This window comes from Psychrobacter nivimaris, from assembly GCF_009812035.1.
Taxonomy (GTDB): domain Bacteria; phylum Pseudomonadota; class Gammaproteobacteria; order Pseudomonadales; family Moraxellaceae; genus Psychrobacter; species Psychrobacter nivimaris.
In genome coordinates this window covers 11,917-28,030 of the sequence record NZ_VZIZ01000031.1, presented here as the reverse complement: position 1 = coordinate 28,030, position 16,114 = coordinate 11,917, and the positions used below count along the sequence as shown (strand labels likewise).

The window sequence follows — 16,114 nt, the reverse complement described above, 5'->3', positions numbered from 1 at the left end:
GTAATAACCTACTACAAAAGCTGAGGCACTTCACTTAATATTTATAAACTTATGTTGTTTTACAAATAAGTTTATATACATATCACGGCATGAGACATACTTCTCTAACGACCCCATATCGGTGAGCGCACGACTCCACCATTTTGACCACTAATGGCATAGCTGGTATTGCCTGACAGCGAATGGATAACTAGACTACCACCATTTTGGCTTGCTGCTTGCCCGCCCACATTCAAGTGGCGAGTTGGATAGACGGCATAATTGCCAGAGGGAGATAGACGTGCGGGCTCATCAAGCCCTGTTTCTGCCAGGTTGACCACTTGCCCAGTCGTCAAGGTCATGACAGCCGCCTTGCGACCATTTAGATAAGCCATACGCTGACCATCTAAGCTAAGCTGAGGACTGGCCACATACCCATTTGTTGATACAGCTGTCGCATTGCCCGTAGCGAAGTCATAACGATAAATTCGCGGTCGTCCAGCACGGACTTTATCACTGGTATAGACAAAGCTCTTGCCATCAGCAGCATAACTGGGCTGTACCTCTGTACTCGGCAGGGTCGTTAACTGCTGGGTATTTCCATCACTCAGACGCATTTTATAGATATCAGCATTACCACCGACAGTAGAGCTATAAAGCAAATCTTGACCATCGGGTGAGAATGACGCTGACATATTACTGCCTTCAGCATTTACCACTAGATTGCGCGTATTGCTACTACGATCATAAATATAAATTTTGGGATGCTCACGCGGGGCTTGTTTGCTATAGGCAAGCAGTTGTCCGTCTGCCGACCATGCTGGCGCATAGATATAGCCATTAAGCTGATCGATGAGCTGACGATCGCTACCGTCAGGACGAATGCTATAGAGTGTCGATACTTTCGCCGTACCTACGCCCTGCTCTTCTATATAGGCAATATATCCTTGGCGATCAATCACTGGCATACGTGCAGTCAGCGGACTGGTCTCAACGGTACTGATTGGCTTTTTTACTGAGGTATTAGGTAATGTCTGGCAACCGGTAAGCACAGCAAATACGCCGATGGCAATAGGTGCTTTTATCATTAGTCTATCTATGTTTGATTTAGATAGACTCCCTTTACATATGGTTGTTTTATTTATGGCAGTTTTCAGCATAGCGTCATATCCAACAGAGCTTGATGATAAAAGTCTTATAAATATCTAAGAAAGCGATCGTTATCGACATAAATTCAGAGCCATCACCATCAATTTAAAAAATCAAAGATATTACAGAAACATTACTCTAGTGTAACCTAAACTGGACTAAATTTTGGATAAAAAAATGCCCCACTTGATAGCGAGGCATTTTGCGTTTCAAAAAGAGCAACTTCACATGAGTAACTTCAAACGAGCAACTCTAATTACTTAAGTTCACGAACCAGTCAAACTGTTTACTCAATCATTAAGCTACTTCGCAACGGCTTTAAAATAAGCGACTTGATCATCGTTTTTAATGGTCAAAATAGGCACATTGTTGGCATTCTTACTAAGGCTATATTCACCTTTTACAGTAGCTAAGGCAGCAGTATCAAAGCTGGCTTGCGGTTCAGGACATGCCATCATAGTACTGATGCCGTTTTTAATCTCGACTTCACCATTTGCAACGCTATATCCAGCACCCATGTTATTACAGGTATTCATAAATGCCACGTAATCTCTACCGTTATCATTCATAAAACTCAACGTTAAAGGCTTGGCTGGGTCAAAAAATAATTGCGTTACTTTATCACCATTGCTACGTTTGGCATCAACGAGCTGCCAGTTGTGTGCTTGCAGAACATCTGCAGTGATTGGTTGGTTAACTGGCGCAGGCAAGTTCGTCGTCTGACAACCCGCAGCAAGCGTACCAACTGCCAATGTCGCGGCCATCATTACTTTAGTCATGTTCTTCATATCAATTCCTAGCTTTATTGCATCCGATACTTTTACTAAACACACTATCTGCATGAGCCATCAGCGCTGATAGACAAGTGATAAGCTCTCATAGGTATAGTAAAAGCTCGGACTTATTATGATTCATTTATTGTTTTATTTAATGCTCTAAACAATGGCAATATTGTGCATGACTCACAGGGAGGTGTCATCATAAACTGGGTAGTTATTCGGAATGCATTTTGTACTACTTTGCAAATATCTGACTACTTGCTCTTGCCAGTACCTAAATGAGCTGCTAACTATAATCTTGCTTACTTTATCTATCCGTATCAACGATGGTTATTGACGATAGCTAGTGACGATAGCTAGTGACGATAGCTAGTGACGATAACTATTGACGATAACTATTGACGGTAATTAGGGATTATTGACAGCTTGCTGTCGTTGTAATGCTGCATAACCATCTAGACGCTTACGCTCAGTGTCATTAAATAATTGCTGTTCAAGCTGATCTATCTGAATTTGCGCTTGGGCGGCATTGACACCTTGGCTTAATAAGCGGGTTTTTTGAGTTTCATACTGGGTGAAGCGTTGGTCAAAATTAGTGTCTTCTTGATCTACTTGTGCCAGCCTTTCTGCTGCTGGTGCGCCGACTAGCTCTCGGCGCATATTATATAACTCCTCGGGCGTTGCACCGCGAGCTTTCATCTGTTCAGTGCGAGTCATCAACTCGCTAATATTGGCTTGTTGCATGATATTGGCTTTAGTAGCATTCTCTGGCAATCGACTGATATAGTCCTGACGGGCAGCTTGTTTCTGTGCGTCAGACATCTGCTTATTTTGGTCAATTCTGACCATCTCTATACTATAATTATCGTAATCATCCTCTGCGCCAAAAAATGCTGTGATGGTTGGTTTGTCAAAATACTGCTGACGTAGATTAGCGATATCTTGTTTTTGTTGGGCAACTGCATTCAAGTCCAGCTCACCACTTTTGGTCGCCTGTAATTGCAGATTACCATAGCGCTTTTCTATCTCAGGAAGTGCTTTAAGGTAAGCAACATATTGATTAAAAATAGTGACCGCTTGGCTAGCGGCAGGCTCTGGTGTGTGATGGCGAATATAACTCTCCACACGGGCAAATATAACCGCTTCTTCTTCCTCACCTAGGGCGGATAAAAAATAATCAAACAAACGCCGCAGACCTTCAGTGACGACCAACTGTTTATTTTCATCGATGATGATTTCACCATCAATCTGGGTGCCCTTTAATGAGCGTGGTAAATTTTCTAATCCTGTGACAAATTGAGACTGGCTGGGTGTCATTGTCGCTTTTACGACTTGTCCCGCAGCCAACTCAGTTGTCACTGACTCGATATTCTCATTATCGGAGACGGAGGATTTGATTGAAGTTGAAGTTGAATTTACATCGTTACTAGGCTTGAACCACAAAATAACCGCCGCTGTGGCTATGATAACCACGGCGATGATAGCAATTGTTGCATAGGCTGGACGGCGGTTATTTGACATAAACGATATTTCTCAATCAATGAATATTCTTATTTTGTAGTTCAGCTTATAGGTTAGCGTTTCTCAGACGGTTTACCTGAGTACGATAGATAGATTTTGGCTCAGACTCTCCCCATGCCGTCAGACCCAAGACTTGGTCAGCGGAATCCAAATGGTTCATTCTATAATTATCACGAATCACATAGCCAAGACGACTTGAGCAAGCAGATACCAATCCATCATTAGACTCCCCTGCGAATGGTACGCCCGTTGCGGCCAATAGATAATCGCTAGGGTCAAGTGCGCTCGTTATTTGCCCAACGCCACTAAACGAATAATACTTGATGCCATTGACCGCCGTACTAGTCGGTTGACCACAATAGTTTTTTGGCATTGCTGCAGGAAATTTGGCATTGAACTTAGCAGCACCATCGGTAGATAGAGCCACGAGCGCTTGCCAGCCATCTTGTTGTTGAATTTGATTGAAACTGATACCAGAACCAATATCTGTAAAGCCACCAATCAGATTAAACACGCCTGATACTAGCTGGGTGATGACATTGGATGGCTCTCCAGAAGTATTATTTGGCTCAAGGACATTTTTAACAAAATCAGCGGTTTTTGAGCCTTGCTCCGGACTTGATACTGCGGTTACTGAAGCCACGTACTTTGGCGCGACGCCAGCGACATAACGGATATCTATACCGCCCTGACTGTGTCCAAACAAATTAACTTTAGACTCACCTGAAATGGCAGCAATGGTCTTGACCTGTTGTAGCAGTTGCTCACCTCGAACTTCGCTGTTATTGACCGCTGACGTTTTGGTGGTATATACCTCTGAGCCACCTTTCATCAAGTCTTCTGGAATCCCATTAAAATAATCAATGACCCCAAATAGCGTTGTGAAGCCGCCAAGCCCATGTGCCAAGACGACTGGATATTGAGTTTTAGTGTAACTAGAAGTGAAGTATTTACTGTCTACCAACTTGCAACCGTTAGCATTGGCACAATTATAGTATTGTCCTGCAGCTTGAGCAGAAGTGGTTTGCATGGTCATTAGAAGCACACCAGCACTGATTGAACCCAGTATTGGTAACAATGTTTTCGGTGTGAGAGCTGCACGAATGTACAAAGAAAGCGTCATAACAACATCCTTGTTATCATTGATTTGGTTATTTTTACTGCACAACTACAGTAAAAATTGCTGCTAATCCCTTTAGCATGCAAAATTACATTACCTCTATCTTTTACAAGATTCAACTAAATTGTCAAAATATGAATACATCATCGTGACTGGAGGGTCATAACGGCTCAAATGGGGCTGTAAAGTAACTATTGTCAATAATAATGATAGGTTCACTATCACTTAACATGAAACTGCCATTCATCCATTTATGATATAATCTATCTACATTAAACCCATAATTATAAGACAGATGATGATGACTAAAAAATCTCTTATCCAGTCCGCCGACGCCATAGAAAAAATGCGCGTGGCCGGTAAACTCGCTAGTGATGTTCTGGTAATGCTCGACGAGCACGTCAAAGTTGGCGTCAGTACCGAAGCGCTTAACCAAATCGCTCATGACTATATCGTTAATGTGCAGCAGGCCATTCCTGCGCCGCTTAACTACAATGGTTTCCCAAAATCTATTTGTACGTCAGTCAATCACGTGGTCTGCCATGGTATCCCAACAGAAAGCAAGCTACTCAAAGATGGCGATATCATCAATATTGATGTGACTGTCATCAAAGATGGCTACTATGGCGACACCTCAAAAATGTGGATCGTTGGCAATGGTTCTATCATGGCGCAGCGTATCTGCAAAGTCGCACAAGACGCGCTATATGCTGGCATGAGTGTGGTCAAAAACGGCGCGCGCTTGGGCGATGTCGGCGCCGCTATTCAAGAAGTGGTCGAGCCTGAGCGCTTTAGTATCGTGCGCGAGTTTTGTGGTCACGGTATCAGTGATGAGTTTCATCACGAGCCGCAAGTCATGCACTATGGTAAAAAAGGCACAGGCTTTGAGCTAAAAACGGGCATGACTTTTACCATTGAGCCGATGATTAACCAAGGCACGTGGCAGACCAAGATTTTGCCGGACGAATGGACGGCGATTACTAAAGACCGCAAGCTGTCAGCACAGTGGGAACATACCATGGTGGTGACGGACAATGGCTGTGAAGTCTTTACCACGCGCCCAGAAGAAGATTTGAGTTTTTTGACGCAGTAGTACAATCAAAGATCGCTTAGGCGGTCTTTTTTTTGGTCTTTAATTAGGGCATATTGAGTATTGTGCTTATAGGCGCTTTGTCTTTATACTCAGATGACCTGATAACTTCTATTGATATATTTATCAGCACTTTTATTGATAATTGCTATTCGTGACTTTTATTAGCCATCAGTACATTAGATGCCCAATAGCGCTCAGCTCGAACGTTCTATTTCTAAACTCTTAACTGGATAACACTCATGTTTAATTGTGATATCGCCTCTGTTGATTTGACGCCTTTACCGATACTACCAAGTGAGGTGGCGACAGACTCATCCCCACTGTCAGCCAAAAATATGACAGACAAGAATCTACTTGGCATTCCTGAATGGTTGGCCCAGATCAACGACGATATCAGCCGCTCACTAGAACGTGGCACCAATATTCGCCAACTGGTTGCAGCGCGTGCTTGCGCTATCGATAGCCTATTGATTGCATTGTTTAAATGGTTTGAGTTGGATAAGACTGATTTGGCATTTTTTGCGACTGGTGGTTACGGGCGCGGTGAGCTATCGCTTTATTCAGACATTGATATTTTGCTTCTGTCTCCTGGTGAAATAGGTACTGATGCCAGTAGTAAAATCGATAAACTGGTCGCTCTACTATGGGATATAGGACTAGAGCCTGCGCTCTCTGTACGTAGTGTTAATGATGCGCTAGAGGCAGCGCTTGATCATACGATTGCCAGTGCTCAGCTAGAGGCTCGACTCCTAATCGGTAATGAAGCTTTGCAAGACATGCCCGCTCAAATCGTCAATAAACAGTGGTCTCCGCGCGCCTTTTTTGATGTAAAAATGGAAGAATCCAAAGCGCGTTACTTGCAGCACAACGCCACCGAGTACAACCTTGAACCCAATATCAAAACAGCACCAGGCGGGCTACGTGATATCCATATCATCGGCTGGGTCACCAAGCGTTATTTTCGCGTGAGCAAGCTATATGATTTAGTGCAACAGAACTTTTTGACCGAAAAAGAATTTGATGAGTTGAGCTTTGCTGAAGGGTATTTATGGCAAATTCGTCATTACTTACATGTACTAACAGGCCGTAATGAAAACAAGCTGTTATTCGACTATCAGCGTGAGATCGCTCAGCTAATGAGCTACGAGACCCAGCCTGATGACCAGCCTAATGCTGCGGTCGAACGGTTTATGCGCGACTATTATCGCTGTGCGATGCAGATATCAACACTGTCTGAGATGCTGACCAATCATTATTATGAAACGATCATAGAGCCGCAGCTGCCTGACGATGAACGTCCAAAAAAACAGCCTATAAATGCGCGATTCAACCGTATTGGCAACCAGATTGCCATTGCGCATCATCGAGTTTTTGCACAGCACCCTGAGTCTATATTAGAGATGTTTTTATTGATGGGTCAGCATGGCATCGATAAAGTTCGCACTCATACCCTGCGCGCACTCAAAATTGCCGCACGCGGCATCGATCAGATATATAGAGACAATCCTACGCACAAAGCGTTGTTTTTATCGAATCTAAAAGAACAAAACTACCTATTCCATCGTCTACGTACTATGAATCGCTATGGAGTATTGGGTAACTATATTCCCGCTTTTGCGCAAGTCACTGGCCTCATGCAATATGACTTGTTCCATCGTTATACAGTAGATGCGCATACCTTATTTTTGATTAGAATTTTGCATCGATTTACAGATCCAGCCTTTCAAGAAGAGTTTCCACTGGTCAGCTCTATCTTTCAGCGTATCGAGCGTAAAGAGATTTTGGTGCTGGCAGCCATGTTCCATGATATTGCTAAGGGCCGTGGCGGCGATCATAGTGAACTTGGTCAAACCGAATCGATTGAGTTTTGCTTATCGCATGGTATGAGCTTGGCTGATGCGAATTTAGTAGGCTGGCTCACGCGCTATCACCTTCTTATGTCGATTACTGCACAGAAAAAAGATATCTCAGACCCTGAAGTGGTGACTATTTTCTCTGATCTCATCGGTAACGTGACTCATCTAAACCATCTGTATGTACTGACGGTGGCTGATATGAATGCGACTAACCCACAGCTATGGAACAGCTGGCGGGCGACCCTCATGAAACAGCTATACTCACAAACTCGGCGCATCTTGCGCGCTGATATCGATGCGCCTACCAATCGTCAAGATATGATTAGCGCCACACGCAAGCAAGCGTTGACGATGCTAGATAATGTCAACAACCAACATATGAATCGCGATGAAGTATTGCGTCTATGGGATGACTTGGGCGATGAGTATTTCTTGCGAGAAATTGCAGAAGATATCTTATGGCATACTGAAGCTATTTTGAATCACCCACCGATTGGATTGGCCTCTAATGCTGATAGTCCACCATTGGTCGTTTTGCGTGAACATCGCGAATTGGCACTTGATGCGGTACAGGTCTTTGTTTATACCCAAGATCAAATGAACCTATTTGCCGTTACTATGGCAGTATTTGATCAGATGAATCTTGATGTATTAGATGCACGCATTATCACAGCGACCCGTGATTTTGCTTTGGATTCTTATGTATTGCTAGATCCTAGTGGCACATTGCTGGTTGATGAGGAGAGCCAACAAGAGCTAAAACAACGCTTAATTGACTCGTTCAAAGACCCTACCGTACTTAAACTGACGAACAAGCGTATGCCGCGTCAGTTAAAACACTTTGAAGTAAAAACGGTGATTAACTTTGAATTCAATGAAGCATCAGATCAGCACATCTTGAGCTTAGAAACGCTTGATCAGCCAGGGCTATTGGCGCGAGTTGGGCAAGTTTTCTTGCAAGAGCAAATCGAAGTACATGCTGCGCGTATTACTACTCTAGGTGAGCGTGCTGAGGATATGTTTTATATCAGTGATCAAAACGATAAGCCACTCTCACCTGATAGACTGGAAGCATTAAAGGAAGCGCTATTAGCCAGTCTTACCGTTCAGAAAGAGCATAATAGCGTAATATATTTTTGATACGGCTAGATAGTTTTGGTTAGCCATTATTTTGAATATTAACTAGCAAAAGTAGTCTGATAGTCATCATAGAAGTACGTTTTATAACGTACTTCTATAGGTTATCTCGCTGGCATGTTCGTTCAATTCATCGTCAGCAAGCTCTGGCGGCAAAACACCTACTTCAGGTGGCTGCTGCTCCATGATTAATCGTCCAGCATCGACTTCTTTTTGTAGCAAACACTGCAAGCTTGCTAGGTGAAACTGTCCATCTAGATAATAATCTAAGGCTTCTAAAGAAATAGGCGATTTGGCATGTACATCAGGATACAGGCTATCTTCTGCCAAAATAATCATCTCGTTGAGCGCCTCTTCGCGCATCAGCTCGTCGTTGTCTATCTTGCGCTGTAGTTTATTTGCCAACTGGCCTTTAGCAGCAAGTGCACTGACAAAAAATATGGTCTGTATCACAAACAAAGAGACGTATTGCCATAGCGGTAATGAGATACCAAATATATTGTTGAGCAGCATCAAGGCCATTGCCACTACCACGTAGCCGACCAATTGCCATAATAGCCACATAATTAGGCTGTTTTCACCATACCAAAACATTTTCTTTTCTTGACGCTCGATCAGTTGTTGGCGCGCTTGCCACCAGCTCTGTTCACGCTCTTTGAGCAGTTTATACAGGTTAGAGCGCTGTAAATTGTTATCAAGTTTTTCATTATTGATATCTTTAGCGATGAGATCATCATTATTTAACACACTAGACATATCAAACTATCCTTAAAACGATCTACCACGTTTGTGATGTAGTCATTTTTTATATTGTTATAGGTTATAAATTATGAAAGGTTCAAAAGACTTTTGAGCGACTACCTATTTGGTAGTCATATGATGAATAGCTTACGCTTGGTAAATGCCTATTCACGATATAAGAAGAAAAGGACAAAAAATTAGAGAAGTGCTACACTGCTCTAATGTAAATTTTCTTTATAACTTTATTATTAATTGTCTATTATAGTTATCACACTTATGAATCACAACTTAAAGCATCTACATCCTTATCCATTCGCAAAGATGGCAACCTTGCTTGCCGATAGCAAGCCTGCCAACGGTTACAGTGAAATTAAGCTCGGTATTGGCGAGCCAAAACATGAGCCTCCTGCATTTGTGCTGGACGTCCTACGCGAAAACTTGGACAAAATAAGTCGTTATCCAACCACAAACGGTATGTTTGAGCTCCGTCAAACTATCGCCCACTGGTTAGAGAAGCGGTTTTTTCTTAATCACGTCGATGCCAATACTCAAGTATTACCAGTAATGGGCACACGAGAAGCGATTTTTAGCTTTGTACAAGCGGTCGTTGATCATGATGTAGCTGACACAGAGAGCAATTCTCTAGCGTCTAACACATTGCCTACAGTCGTCATGCCCAACCCGTTTTATCAGATATATGAAGGCGCAGCGATACTGGCACAGGCAACGCCTTACTTTGTCCCTTGTACATCAGATAACGACTACAAAGGTGACTATCGCGCGGTACCAAAAGACGTCTGGACGCGTACACAGCTATTGTTTGTCTGTAGCCCAAACAATCCAACAGGCGCCGTCATGACAATGGATGATTGGGAATACCTCATTCGCCTGTCAGATCAGTACGGTTTTATTATTGCCAGTGACGAGTGCTATAGCGAGCTGTATTTTGATACAGCACCGATTGGACTGCTCCAAGCTTGTGCGGCCCTTGGTCGCCGCGATTTCAAAAACTGTATCGTGTTCCACTCTCTATCCAAACGTTCAAACTTACCGGGTTTGCGCTCTGGATTTGTGGCCGGTGATGCCAAAATTTTGCAGGCTTATTTGCAATATCGCACTTACCAAGGCTGTGCAATGCCGATACCTCATCAGCTGGCCTCTATCGCTGCATGGCAAGACGAAAAACACGTCGCTCATAATCGCTCGCTATACCAAGAGAAGTTTGCCCTATGGATGTCCGAGCTTGGGGAGTTGCTAGAGTTACGCATGCCTGATGCTGGGTTTTACTTCTGGGTCAAAGTGCCTGAACAGTTCGATGGTAATGATGAAATATTTGTCAAAGCGCTGTATGAGCAAGCCAATATCCATGCATTGGCAGGACGCTATTTGTCACGTGAAGTTGATGGTCATAATCCTGGACAAGGTTATGTGCGTATCGCTCTGGTCGCGAGTGTCGATGAGAGCCGAAAAGCAATCAGTCGTATCCGCAGCCTACTAAACGCTTAAAGCTAATTAGAAAAATCTAATGTAGCTGGAATAAATGTCGCAGTAGCAAAAAGCCTCCAATAACCCTATTTATATTGTGGTTATTGGAGGCTTTTTGTTTTATTAATGCTATAGTAAAGTCTCTACCGAAAATATGCCATCAAGGATGATGCCGTGCCCCATCTTGACTTTAGCCAACCGCCCTTTGACGTACTGAGCTTAGCCGAGCGTCAAAGCATTAGAAAAAACACACAAATACGCTACCTTGCCAAAAACGAGAGCTTGCCTGCAGAAGAACTGCAATGTCTATATGTGGTCATCAAAGGGCAAATCGAGCAATCACTAGATGGTGAGTTTGTCGCGTCCTATGTAGGTAGCAATCATGCTGACGGTCTGAACAATAATGATTGGTTTGATAGCCGCCGCCTACCTGAATCACTTACCAAGGATAATCAGCTAGAGCATGAAAGTACACCTATACAGCCCTATCAATTCCGCGCCAATGAAGAAACGTTACTGCTCCAAGTCTCTGGCACTGCTATCGATAAAATCAGCGCGCAAAATCATCTGGTACGCCAAATACTATCAGACAAGTTGCCTGAACGATTAAAAGCATTGCGCCAGCGACGTCATAATAGAACGCTAGAGCCTGCCAGCTACACCAACCAACAAGAAGTACAGCAGATCATGCTACAACCAGTGATAGATATTCATCTATTACCAGTGCATATCGTCGATGCCAATGATAGCTTGTACGAAGCGGCCCGCATCATGACCAAAGCTGGATTAAAACATGTACTGGTCCGACCGCTACATAGCTTATATGATTTGAATGACTTAGATGGCTCACAAATAGCGCAACTTGAGACAAGATTACTCTTAGGGATTTTGACAGATACTGATATCTGCCGCGCCGTAAGCGACAGACAAAATCCTGCCACCACACCTTGTCAACGCTATGCCAATTTCAATCTACGTACGATCAAAGCCAGTGATGAGATTGGCGATGCGCTGCTGACCATGACTCGCTATCGTATTCATAGACTGCCAGTCGTTGATCAGAGTGGTGATGTCGTCGGTGTGCTTGGGCAAAGTGATATGCTCGCTCATATTGGCCATCATTCGCAGCTGATTAGTATTCAAATCGAACAGGCACAGGACTTATCGAGCCTAGATACCGCTGTTGAGCTGATCGGTCGCTATATTCGATCACAGCATCACAATGGTGTCAAAATTGGCAATATCAGTCGTATGGTACAGACGCTAAATGCGCAGGTGTTTACCAAACTATGGCAACTAATCGTACCTGATGAAGTGATGGCCAATACCTGCCTTATCGTTATGGGTTCAGAAGGGCGCGGTGAGCAAATCATGCGTACCGATCAAGACAACGCGCTCATCATTCGTGATGGCTATACACACCTCGATTTAGCACAGTTTGCTGATACTTTTAATAGCCATTTAGCAACGCTTGGCTACCCACTGTGTGATGGCAATATCATGATGACCAATCCTATGTGGCGACAACCGCTCAAGCAATTCACTGCGCAAATTGGCCTATGGTTTAGGAATTCCGACCCGATGCATGGTATTTACTTGTCTGCAATACTAGATGCTGAATACGTCTGCGGCGATGAGTCACTGCTTACTCAAGTACGTCAGCATTTAAAGCTTGCTCATCAAAAAGCAGACCCTATGTTTGTCAGGCAGTTTGCACGGGCAGCGCTACAGTTTGGCGATGTTAATCAATGGTGGCAGAAGTTTGTACCTTTACTAGGCGGTAAATCAGCATCATCCGACATTGATCTAAAAAAAGCCGGTATTTTTCCTTTGGTGCATGGTATCCGCACTTTAGCATTAGAAAACAATGTGCTCGATGTGCCTAGTACCAAGGCGCGTTTAAAGGCTCTAGTACAGGTTGATGCTATGACCCAAGAGCGCGCCGATACTTTGCTAGAAGCACTAGAATTTTTTATGGCGCAGCGCTTATCTGTGGCGCTCTCGACCGACGATAAGCATGCACGGCAAGTAGACCCTACGACTTTGACTGCACTTGAACGTGACCTACTCAAAGAGTGTCTGGCCGTGGTCAAAAGCTTTAAGAATCAATTGCGTCAACACTATCAGCTAGAAATCGCATAAATGTGGCAGTCTTAGTACAGAGGCTTCATAAATAGAGAAATTTTATAAATACAAAAATAACATAGATGGATGAGCAACCAATATGAGCTGGTTACAGCAGTTATCTTGCGCTTGGCAAAAGACACAATTGCAGCGTCCAGAGCTGGCCTCAATGTTTACGACACCTTTGGCTGAGCAGTGGGTGGCGATTGACTGCGAAATGACAGGACTGAACCCCAAAAAGCATCACCTGCTGTCTGTAGCAGCGATACATATTAATGGTAATACTATCGACACGAGTAATGGCATGCATTTGGTTTGCAGACCTCCTGTAATGCCAGACCGCGACACTATTGTCATTCATGGCTTGCGTACCGCCGATGTTGAGCATGGCATGAGTTACGATGACATGTTGGCGCTGCTGCTACCATTCATAGGTAATCGACCAATCGTTGGATTCTGCACACAGCTAGACATGGCTTTTCTAAATCCTTTGGTCAAACGCTATATGGGAACCTCGCTACCAAACGAAGTCATAGATTTGCGTCATCTGTACAGTCGGCGTATCAGTGGACATACACAAGGGCTGTCTGGCCAAGCCCAACATCTGAATCGCATATTAGCCCATTACAATATTCCTGAACTGGGCGCGCATGATGCTTATAACGATGCTGTTATGACGGCGATGGCTTTTTTGCATGTGCGTTAGCAGTAAAGCATGCTCGCAGTTCAATCTATAGTTAGAGTTAGTTATCTAAACAAGGGCGTTGTTAGCGCTAGGGCGTGTCCTCATTTTGAAAATGGTGATAAAAATGAAGTAAATGGCAGTCAAACAAGGAAAGGAGTACAGATAATATCGAGATATTAGCCAGCTACTTGACGCAGTTTAGCAAAGATTTGGCCATTTTTAGCCCATTTAAATTTTACTATTCAGATTGATGTCACGCCCTAAAATTATGCTGCTGACATCGTGTGCGAAAACAGTAACTCATGTTACCATAGGCTGTTTTTGCCACCTGATGAAAGATGCTCATGCGATACCCTTCTAAACGCTGTCATTACTCTGCTGCTGCAACCAAAATCACCACGCTTTGTCGTCATTTGCGACCGCTAGACTGGCCTAATAAACGTCTATCTAGGTTAGCGTTATTGGCAGCGGTTATAGTAGCGCCAATACATGCACAAGCCGTGTTGCCAGTAGCCATTCAACAAGCCTTGGCGCGTGCCGACTTGACAGAAGCGGATATCAGCATCGTGATTACACCTGTAGGTGACAAGACTGCCAGCCGTCTGCCTACTCCTATTCAAGTCATCGATAGTGATGAACCTGACAGCCAATCTGCAACTACTATAGTATCTGAGCATCCAACTACAGACGCCTCTACGGATACAAGTATCAGCGATCCGAGCCACCAGAGCGCCTTAATGACCATAGAGCAGCGCACCATTGAGAAGCATGAGCGAAAAATACATGCTTATACCGATGACCCTTATACTTATCAGAGCGTAGAGAGCATTCCAACGGTTATCCCTGACGAACCTCAGCATACGCTTGATCAGAATGTCAAAGTACAAGATACCGCGAGCAACAATAAAACCTCTATAAAGATTTCATTTTCGCCTTTGCTAGATCACCAGTCTGACATTCCTCGTACGCCTGCCAGCACCATGAAACTCGTGCCTAGCTTTATCGCTTTGGACACTTTAGGGGCAGATTTTGTGTGGCATACACGGGTTTATCATACTGGCCTTATCATCGGCAACCGTCTACATGGTGACTTGATCATTCAAGGTAGTGGCGACCCAAAAATGACCCACGAGCGCTTAAAACAGTTGCTGTATAAAGTGCAAGCATCCGGTATTCGTCATATCGATGGTGATATCATCATCGACAGCGCTGTTTTTAACAATGTTAGTAAAGATCCTGCAGCCTTTGATAACTCACCGCTACGTCCCTATAACGCCAGCCCAGATGGGTTGTTGGTTAACTTTAGCACCATTGGTATCAAAACTTACCCTCAAGATAACGGCCAAGCAAGTGTGACCTATAAGCCGCGGTTAGCCAATTATCAGCTGCCTGCTACAATCAATACCCGTGCAGCCAGTTGTGGGCAGGCAAGCTATAGCCTAGCGCCGCAGTGGCAAAACACGCAGCTTGTGTTAAATGCTAGTCTCCCAGAGAGCTGCGGTGAGCATGTTTTTTACGTGGCGTATCCCAATGCCAAAGAGTTTGCAGCACACGTCATCGCTGCCAAATGGCAAGCACTAGGGAATACTTTGAGTGGGCAGGTCATCTCGCAAGAAACCCCTTACGAGATGACCAAGACGACGAAACGAGCGCACGGACTTACGGCTATCGCGATGTCTCCTCTACCTATGGTCAGCTATCCGTCGTTGAATTTAACCGAGCAGATTCATGACATTAACCACTTCTCAAACAATGTCATGGCTGAGCAAGTGGCGCTATCTATAGGCGCTTATGATAAAGAAAGGCTGACTCATTCAACACCTTCTAGCACAACTGCCACTAATCCAAGCAGTCATGAAGCCAGCACTAATAATGAGGTGGATAATAAAGTAGCGGCTGTTAAATCTAGTGGCAAAAAGGCTGATAGCTTATATCAGTTTGGTAAACCTGCTACAACAGATTACCCTGCAGCCTTACAAACCATCAATCAATGGTGGCAAGCCAATCTCAGTACGCCGCCGCCTTACTTGACCAATGGATCAGGACTTTGCCGTGAGTGTACTATCACTGCCGCCAACCTAAGCGAGCTACTGACTTATGCTTACAGTCGACCAAATTTTAATGCCTATGTCGATTCATTAGGTGTCTCTGGGGTTAGTGGCACTATTGCCGCTCATAGCGATCGCTTGCCTGAATCAACAGCCACTGGTCGTGCATGGATAAAAACTGGTACGTTAAATAACGTCACTTCAATGGCAGGTTATGTTAAAGGACTGTCAGGACAGGATTATGTTGTCGTCGGCATAATCAATACTGATCAAGCATTAAATCCTTATGCAGCGCGACCTGTATTAGATGCCATGCTCGACTGGACGGCACAGCGTTGATATTTTAATTAACGCTTTAAGACGTTGTATCATCCATACTCTATTTTTTACCTTTATA

Annotated in this window: 11 protein-coding genes; 6 read left to right on the top strand and 5 right to left on the bottom strand. The window is 44.0% G+C overall.

Going from position 1 to position 16,114, the window contains the following annotated elements:
* Positions 1 to 104 precede the first annotated feature (104 nt).
* From FQV37_RS11355 to FQV37_RS11340, 4 genes are all read right to left on the bottom strand, one after another.
* Complete coding sequence (locus FQV37_RS11355) at positions 105 to 1,067, bottom strand: Xaa-Pro aminopeptidase (protein WP_240991021.1); 963 nt, start codon at positions 1,065 to 1,067, stop codon at positions 105 to 107.
* Positions 1,068 to 1,430: 363 nt separating this feature from the next.
* A complete protein-coding gene (locus FQV37_RS11350; RefSeq protein ID WP_160023083.1) occupies positions 1,431 to 1,916 on the bottom strand; it encodes an META domain-containing protein in 486 nt (161 codons plus the stop codon).
* A 399-nt stretch (positions 1,917 to 2,315) separates the two neighbouring features.
* A complete protein-coding gene (locus FQV37_RS11345) occupies positions 2,316 to 3,428 on the bottom strand; it encodes a lipase secretion chaperone (protein WP_160023081.1) in 1,113 nt (370 codons plus the stop codon).
* A 46-nt stretch (positions 3,429 to 3,474) separates the two neighbouring features.
* Positions 3,475 to 4,551 carry an esterase/lipase family protein gene (locus tag FQV37_RS11340; RefSeq protein ID WP_160023079.1) on the bottom strand — a complete coding sequence of 359 codons (1,077 nt, stop codon included), beginning with the start codon at positions 4,549 to 4,551 and terminating at the stop codon, positions 3,475 to 3,477.
* Positions 4,552 to 4,849: 298 nt separating this feature from the next.
* On the opposite strand from FQV37_RS11340, the gene map reads away from it, so the two are divergent.
* Both map and glnD read left to right on the top strand, forming a co-directional pair.
* A complete protein-coding gene (gene map, locus FQV37_RS11335; protein WP_420877016.1) occupies positions 4,850 to 5,641 on the top strand; it encodes a type I methionyl aminopeptidase in 792 nt (263 codons plus the stop codon).
* A 239-nt stretch (positions 5,642 to 5,880) separates the two neighbouring features.
* Positions 5,881 to 8,637: a [protein-PII] uridylyltransferase gene (glnD, locus tag FQV37_RS11330; RefSeq protein WP_160023075.1), complete on the top strand. Its 2,757-nt coding sequence runs from the start codon at positions 5,881 to 5,883 to the stop codon at positions 8,635 to 8,637.
* Positions 8,638 to 8,718: 81 nt separating this feature from the next.
* On the opposite strand, the gene FQV37_RS11325 is transcribed toward glnD, so the two are convergent.
* Positions 8,719 to 9,390: a hypothetical protein gene (locus FQV37_RS11325; RefSeq protein WP_160023073.1), complete on the bottom strand. Its 672-nt coding sequence runs from the start codon at positions 9,388 to 9,390 to the stop codon at positions 8,719 to 8,721.
* A 261-nt stretch (positions 9,391 to 9,651) separates the two neighbouring features.
* Here FQV37_RS11325 and dapC point away from each other — a divergent pair, with 261 nt between their 5' ends.
* The 4 genes from dapC (at position 9,652) to FQV37_RS11305 (ending at position 16,056) form a co-directional block, all read left to right on the top strand.
* On the top strand, positions 9,652 to 10,881 hold the full coding sequence (gene dapC / locus FQV37_RS11320; protein ID WP_160023071.1) for a succinyldiaminopimelate transaminase: 1,230 nt from the start codon (positions 9,652 to 9,654) through the stop codon (positions 10,879 to 10,881).
* 153 nt (positions 10,882 to 11,034) lie between these two features.
* On the top strand, positions 11,035 to 13,002 hold the full coding sequence (locus FQV37_RS11315; RefSeq protein ID WP_160023069.1) for a DUF294 nucleotidyltransferase-like domain-containing protein: 1,968 nt from the start codon (positions 11,035 to 11,037) through the stop codon (positions 13,000 to 13,002).
* An 82-nt stretch (positions 13,003 to 13,084) separates the two neighbouring features.
* Positions 13,085 to 13,690: a 3'-5' exonuclease gene (locus FQV37_RS11310; protein WP_160023067.1), complete on the top strand. Its 606-nt coding sequence runs from the start codon at positions 13,085 to 13,087 to the stop codon at positions 13,688 to 13,690.
* 323 nt (positions 13,691 to 14,013) lie between these two features.
* The gene (locus FQV37_RS11305) at positions 14,014 to 16,056 is read left to right on the top strand and encodes a D-alanyl-D-alanine carboxypeptidase/D-alanyl-D-alanine-endopeptidase (RefSeq protein ID WP_160023065.1); all 2,043 of its coding nucleotides are present in this window, start codon (positions 14,014 to 14,016) and stop codon (positions 16,054 to 16,056) included.
* The last annotated feature ends 58 nt before the right edge of the window (positions 16,057 to 16,114 follow it).